The sequence below is a fragment of the Occallatibacter sp. genome, from assembly GCF_036502485.1.
GTDB lineage: Bacteria > Acidobacteriota > Terriglobia > Terriglobales > Acidobacteriaceae > Telmatobacter.
Window position 1 is genome coordinate 1 of record NZ_DASXYM010000171.1, and the last position, 2,063, is coordinate 2,063.

Here is a 2,063-nt window from a genome sequence, read left to right on the forward strand (position 1 = left end):
ATGCCGTCGGTGCCGCGCATCTTGATATCGACCAGGCCGACGTCGGGCGTCTGCTGGGCCACCCGCGTCAGCGCCTCATTGGCACTCTCAGCGGTGGCCACGTCGTAGCCCTCCTCGGCAAACCATTTAGCCAGCGAGTCCCGTACGCTGAGCTCATCCTCCACGATCAACAACTTGCCCTGTGTCATCTCTGTTACCTCATTGTCTTGGCCGGGCTTTAGAGACTGTGTCGCGAGTGCGTGCAAGCCGCCTCTACGAGCCTAGTTCGGCTGTCGGGTTCCGCCTGGCTGCGTGACCGGGGCCGAGTACCACGGATTACGCCTGCCGCACCCGGTGCCAGCGTTTCAAATTGAGAGCGATGACCGCCAGGGTGAACTCCACTCCTACCAGCACCAACCCGCGGCGCTGGAACTGGCGCATGTCGCCGTGTTCCTTCAAGCTGCCGATCATCGGTTCCACCAACTCCTTGCGCCGTTGATACCGCTCCCGTCCCGCGGCACTGCGCAACTTCTGCCGCATGCGCTGCAGCCCCGCATGTTGCACCGCATAGCGATCCAAATCCTCCGCCCGACGCTTGCCCTTCAACTCGCTCGCCAGATTCGAATCCGGTACATAGCCATCGATGCCGCGCTGCTCCAGTTGGTCCACATTGTCATTAGCGTAGAAGCCGGTATCGGCCAGCACCCGCTGCGGACGCTCACGGCATTGGCGCTCCACCTCTTCCACCAGGGGCAGCAACGAGGCGTTGTCCGTCTTGTTTTGCGTCACCCGCTGGGCCACGATGAAGTGGTCCTCCGACACCGCCAGCTCCGCCGTATACCCCAGTTCATAACCTTGCCGGGTGCGCAGAAAACGCGCCTCGGGATCGGTGAGCGACATCTTGTCTTCCCCCATCTGCTCCATCTGCTGCAACTGCTCGCGCACCCGCTGCCGCTCCCCCTCGCTCACTTGCCGCCCCGGCTGCCGGTCGGGATCGTCCTCCACCGCGTCCATCCATTGCTTCACCTGCTTCTGCAGTACCGCCCGCTGCACCACCCGGTCGCGCGAAGCGTTGCCTTTGATGCGCGTCGAGTCGATCGCCACCTCGCCCACCCGTGCCAGCCCCGCCCGCCGTAGCATCTGCAACACCTGCGTGAACATCTCCAGGATCGCCGCCCGGTGCACCCGCAGAAACTCGCTCAAGGTCTTGAAGTCGGGCGCACACCCGCCCGCCAGAAAGCGAAACCCCAGGTCCTCGTGCAGGCGCCGCTCCAACTTGCGCGTGCTCTTCACCTTCAGCGCAAAGGCGTACAGCCACACCTTCAGCATCATCCGCGGATGATACGGCGACTCCCCGCCCGCCTCCCCATAGGCCGCCTCGAAGCGCCCGATGTCCAGCTTCTCCACCACTTCGTGCACTACAAAACACAAATGGTTGTCGCCCAACACGTCTTTCACATGGCTCGGCAGCAGTTCGGCTTGCTCAGGGTGATATGGCTTATAGCTCGGCATGACTCCTTATCGCCCAACTGCCGCAGTAGTTCAAGTATCATTCCGGTTGCGACACAGTCTCTGAAGGCCAGCTCTACCCGAACAGCGCATTTCGGAGAGTTTTTTTAGCAGCCTGTTCAGTCGTGCCGAACCAGGCCGCTACCGGAGGACCCTTTCAAAACGTATTCGGCGGCTTGCTGCGCTGTCGCCGCATCGTCTCCGAAGCCCTCCAGCCAGATCACCTCTGGTTCGCGCCGGAACCACGTCATTTGCCGCTTGGCAAAATTCCGATGCCCCTGCTGCGCCGCGGCGATGGCCTGCTCCAGGTTCAACTCTCCCCGCAGAAGCTGCGCCGCCTGATGGTACCCCAAAGATTGCAGCGCCGCGATCGCGCCGAAGTGCTCCAATAGCGACCTCGTCTCCTCGACCAAGCCGTTCGAAAACATTGCGCGCGCGCGGGCGTTGATACGTTCATACAGAGATTCGCGCGGCGGATTCAGCCCGATCCTCAAGAGGCGATGGCCGCGCAGGGGATCGCGCCCGCGCTGCTCCCACAACTCGGTCATGCGCGCGCGGGAGGCTAAGCATACCTC

2 protein-coding genes and 1 pseudogene are annotated in these 2,063 nt (G+C 62.7%); all 3 read right to left on the bottom strand.

The features are described from left to right. The coding region (locus VGL22_RS20845) for a response regulator (protein WP_465268893.1) at positions 1 to 188 on the bottom strand (188 nt) is incomplete at its 3' end. A gap of 127 nt (positions 189 to 315) precedes the next feature. Continuing rightward, positions 316 to 1,491, bottom strand: coding sequence for a transposase (locus VGL22_RS20850; RefSeq protein WP_465268894.1), 1,176 nt, complete (start codon positions 1,489 to 1,491; stop codon positions 316 to 318). A gap of 116 nt (positions 1,492 to 1,607) precedes the next feature. After that, a pseudogene (locus tag VGL22_RS20855) lies at positions 1,608 to 2,063 on the bottom strand (tRNA (adenosine(37)-N6)-dimethylallyltransferase MiaA); the annotation flags it as partial.

Excerpts from the sequence above, each read along its gene's own strand:
- VGL22_RS20850 (WP_465268894.1), bottom strand. The coding sequence starts at position 1,491 with ATGCCGAGCTATAAGCCATATCACCCTGAGCAAGCCGAACTGCTGCCG.